This is a genomic window from Algibacter sp. (assembly GCF_049667265.1).
Lineage (GTDB): Bacteria > Bacteroidota > Bacteroidia > Flavobacteriales > Flavobacteriaceae > Algibacter_B.
The window spans coordinates 1-4,254 of the sequence record NZ_JBATHX010000025.1 but is presented as its reverse complement, the minus strand read 5'-3'; the positions used below and the strand labels follow the sequence as shown (position 1 = coordinate 4,254).

The window sequence follows — 4,254 nt, the reverse complement described above, 5'->3', positions numbered from 1 at the left end:
ATTTTTTACATAAGTTTTTTTAATTGTTAAAAACTTGTTGAAAACGTTTCTTCAAATTCTCAAAACATGTTAATCATTTTGCAATCTTTGTGGAGAGCAAATAACAGGATGTTTTTTATTTTTTATTCAAAAAAATGAAATTTCAAAAAAAAACATGTTGCCTTTTTTGAGCAAAAACAAATCATATTTTACGGAATTTACTATAGAAATTTAGAAAGTAGCCCCTAAATATTCTAATAACTTTTAGCCTTTAAATTAAAAATATTATGGAAATCACACAGATTATAAAAAGAGATTATGAAACAAGCCCGTTTGTTTTAAATAAAATTTCTAATGCCATTGAAAAAGCAATGTTATCTGTTGGTAATGGTACTAAAGAAGATGCAAATGCTATTTCTGTTAATGTTTTACAAATCTTAATAGGTAGAAAAGCAAAAGATATTAACTATTTACCTACAGTTGAAGAAGTACAAGATCTAGTTGAGGAAACATTAATGGTAAGTTCTTTTCCTGCGGTTGCTAAAGCGTACATATTATACAGAGACGAACAAGCCAGAAATAGAAAAACAAATATTTTTGAAAAACGAATTAATTTAAAACCATACGAGTATCCAGAACTTAACGACTATGTTGATGCTATTAGACATTCGTATTGGATTCATTCTGAATTTAACTTCACCAGCGATATTCAAGATTTTAAAACAAGACTGACTGTTGTTGAGCAAAATGCTATAAAAAATACCATGCTTGCAATTTCGCAAATTGAAGTGGCTGTAAAATCTTTTTGGGGCGACATTTATCACAAAATGCCAAAACCGGAAATAGGATCGGTAGGAGCTACATTTGCAGAAAGCGAAGTGCGCCATCATGATGCCTATTCACACTTATTAGAAATATTAGGTCTTAACAATGAGTTTAAAAACCTAAAGAAAAAGCCGGTAATAATGAGACGTGTTCATTATTTAGAAACAGCTTTAAAGAACGCTAAAAGTGAAGATAATAAAGAGTATGCAGAATCTATTTTATTGTTTTCTCTATTTATAGAACATGTGTCTTTGTTTTCTCAGTTTTTAATAATCATGGCTTTCAACAAGCACAAAAACATGCTTAAAGGGGTTTCTAACGTTGTTGAGGCAACTTCTAAAGAAGAACAAATCCATGGCGATTTTGGAATTGACGTGATTAGAATTATAAAAAATGAAAACCCAACTTGGTTTGATGAAGATCACAATACTTTAGTTCAAGAATTATGTGTGGAAGCTTTTAAATCTGAAAGTAAACTTGTCGATTGGATTTTTGAAGCTGGAGAATTAGAATTCTTACCAAAAGATGTTATCAATGAATTTATTAAGAACAGATTTAATAATTCATTAGAAAGCATTGGCATTGAAAAAGTGTTTGATGTTGACGAAAAATTAATAGCGCAAACCGAATGGTTTGACGACGAAATTATAGGAACCAAACATGGAGATTTCTTCGTGAAACGATCCATTAACTATAGTAAAAGAACAAAAAGTATAACTAGTGACGACCTATTTTAAACTATGAACAACATTAATCCAGACCTCGAAAACAAAGTGAACCTAGAAACAACAAAAACCTCAAATCACGACGAATTAATTAAAGCTAGAAAAGAAGCTATAAAAGAAGCAAATGCTGAACCAGAAATAAAATGGCTGACTGATCATAGTCGTCAATTTCTTTCATCTGGATATCTTACTGGTGATACAACACCTGAAGAACGTATTAGAGAAATTGCCAATAACGCAGAAAAAATCTTAAAAATAGATGGTTTTGCTGATAAGTTTTATGGCTATATGGCAGAAGGCTATTATTCATTAGCATCTCCAGTTTGGTCTAACTTTGGTAAAAAACGTGGCTTACCAATTAGTTGTTTTGGTTCGCATATTTCTGATGATATGGGAGATATCCTTTATACACAATCAGAGGTAGGAATGATGTCGAAATTAGGAGGTGGTACTTCTGGTTACTTTGGGAAACTTCGTCATAGAGGTGCGCCAGTAAAAAATAATGGAGAATCATCTGGAGCCGTACATATTATGCAACTGTTTGAAAAAATGGTAGATGTTGTAAGTCAAGGTTCTGTGAGAAGAGGTCGTTTTTCTCCGTATTTACCAATTGAGCATAACGATATTAATGAGTTTTTAGAAATAGGAACAGAAGGTAACCCAATTCAAGAATTAACCCACGGTGTTACAGTAGGGAATGATTGGATGCAAGAAATGATTGATGGGGATTCTGAAAAAAGAGCTGTTTGGGCAAAAGTTTTACAACGTAGAGGAGAAATAGGATACCCTTATATTTTCTTTAGAGATAATGCCAATAACGCCGCACCAGATTGTTATCAAGATAATAAACATGAAATTTATGCAAGTAATTTATGTTCAGAAATCATGTTACCTACTAATGAAAAATGGTCTTTTGTATGCGTATTATCTTCAATAAACCTATTGCATTATGACAAATGGAAAGATACAGATGCTGTTGAAACCATGGTATATTTTCTAGATGCGGTTTTAGAAGAGTTTATTACAAAATTAGAAGTGTATAGAGATTCTTCAGATCGTGATGATAGGCAAACATTCATGTTCATGGAGAAAGCCTATTGTTTCGCAAAAGAAAATAGAGCTTTAGGACTTGGAGCATTAGGTTGGCACTCATTATTACAATCTAAAATGTTAGGTTTTGATAGTCAGGAAGCTTTTAATTTGAATAGTGAAATATTTAAAACTATAAACGATAAATCAAAAAAGGCATCAGTAGAATTAGCCAAATTATTTGGTGAGCCAGAAGTATTGAAAGGTTACGGAAGACGTAATACAACTTTAAATGCTGTGGCACCAACTACATCTTCAGCCTTTATTTTAGGGCAAGTTTCACAAGGTATTGAGCCAATTTGGTCTAATAGTTATGTGAAGGATATTGCTAAAATAAAAACAACTATTAAAAACCCATATTTAGTTGAGCTTTTAAAGGATAAGGGCATGAATACTAAAAAAGTTTGGGAAAGTATTCGCGATTATGATGGTTCTGTACAACATTTAGAGGGTCTTACTGAACATGAAAAAGATGTATTTAAAACCTATTCTGAAATTGATCAGATGACTATTATTTACCAAGCGGCAAATAGACAAAATCATATCGATCAAGGGCAATCTATAAACATTATGGTGCATCCAGATATGCCAGTTAAAGACATTAATAAAATTTATGTTACGGCATGGAAACTAGGTGTAAAATCATTGTACTACCAACACAGTATGAATGCTGCACAGAAGTTTAAGCAAAAGAAAGAGTGCACAAGTTGTGAAGGGTAATAAATTATAATAATATTATTATTGGGTTTGTTCCCTCGAAAGAGGGAACCCCAAATTTTTAAAAAAGCATCTCAACAGAGATGCTTTTTTTGTATTAAAAATTCTATATTTAAAATTTAAACACAGCATTAAATGACAGAACCCAATTTTATTGTTACCGAAGATCTTTTAGCAAGTAAGAATATGCGTTTTGTAAACCATTTAATAGATTTAATACCTCAATATGCGGTAATGTATGCCATTGCGTATTCTTTTTTCTATTACGGTGAATTCACAGGAGATTATGATTTAAATAATTATTGGGCTGAAATGACCAAGTTTGAAGATTTGTTTTATTCCTATCTTTTAATGTTTATATATTTCTTTTTAATGGAAAGCTTAACAAATAGAACTTTAGGAAAATACGTTACAAAAACGATGGTGATAATGGCTAATGGAGACATGCCAACCAATCAAGATATTGTTAAAAGAAGTTTGTGCAGATTAATTCCATTTGATGGATTGTCTTTTTTAGGAACAAACGGTAAAGGTTGGCACGATTCCATGTCAAATACCTTTGTGGTAGATATCGCTAAATTTGAAGCTAGAAAAGAATCGCAGACCGAATTAGACCAAATAGGCGTAGCGCAAGACATTTAGAAATATCATCATTATAAAAAACTAAAAAAGCATCCCAATTGGGATGCTTTTTATATAAAAATATTTAATTATTTTTCTTAATCTAAAATATTGATTTCCGCAACGGCATCATTATTTTCGGCCATTAAAGCGAAAAATTTGTCGATGTTCGGAAGAATAATAATTCGTGTACGTCTGTTTTTTGATCTGTTTTCACTTGAATTATTTTCAGCAACAGGTTGGTAACTAGCTCTACCAGCTGCAATTAATTTTTCTGGAGCTACCTCGTATTTATCTT

3 protein-coding genes and 1 pseudogene are annotated in these 4,254 nt (G+C 31.6%); 3 read left to right on the top strand and 1 reads right to left on the bottom strand.

Features of this window, described 5'->3' with window-relative positions; translation table 11 throughout:
* Window positions 1-266 precede the first annotated feature (266 nt).
* From WBN21_RS00800 to WBN21_RS00790, 3 genes are all read left to right on the top strand, one after another.
* The gene (locus WBN21_RS00800; RefSeq protein WP_424197413.1) at window positions 267-1,541 is read left to right on the top strand and encodes a ribonucleotide-diphosphate reductase subunit beta; all 1,275 of its coding nucleotides are present in this window, start codon (window positions 267-269) and stop codon (window positions 1,539-1,541) included.
* Between the two features lie 3 nt (window positions 1,542-1,544).
* The gene (locus WBN21_RS00795; RefSeq protein WP_424197412.1) at window positions 1,545-3,338 is read left to right on the top strand and encodes a ribonucleoside-diphosphate reductase subunit alpha; all 1,794 of its coding nucleotides are present in this window, start codon (window positions 1,545-1,547) and stop codon (window positions 3,336-3,338) included.
* 132 nt (window positions 3,339-3,470) lie between these two features.
* Window positions 3,471-3,977, top strand: coding sequence for an RDD family protein (locus WBN21_RS00790; protein WP_424197411.1), 507 nt, complete (start codon window positions 3,471-3,473; stop codon window positions 3,975-3,977).
* Between the two features lie 77 nt (window positions 3,978-4,054).
* On the opposite strand, the pseudogene WBN21_RS00785 reads toward WBN21_RS00790, so the two are convergent.
* Window positions 4,055-4,254 (bottom strand): annotated as a pseudogene (locus tag WBN21_RS00785) (cell envelope biogenesis protein OmpA); the annotation flags it as partial.

Bases quoted from the DNA above. Each gene is read 5' to 3' on its own strand.
- WBN21_RS00800 (WP_424197413.1), top strand. From the start codon at position 267: ATGGAAATCACACAGATTATAAAAAGAGATTATGAAACAAGCCCGTTT.
- WBN21_RS00795 (WP_424197412.1), top strand. From the start codon at position 1,545: ATGAACAACATTAATCCAGACCTCGAAAACAAAGTGAACCTAGAAACA.
- WBN21_RS00790 (WP_424197411.1), top strand. From the start codon at position 3,471: ATGACAGAACCCAATTTTATTGTTACCGAAGATCTTTTAGCAAGTAAG.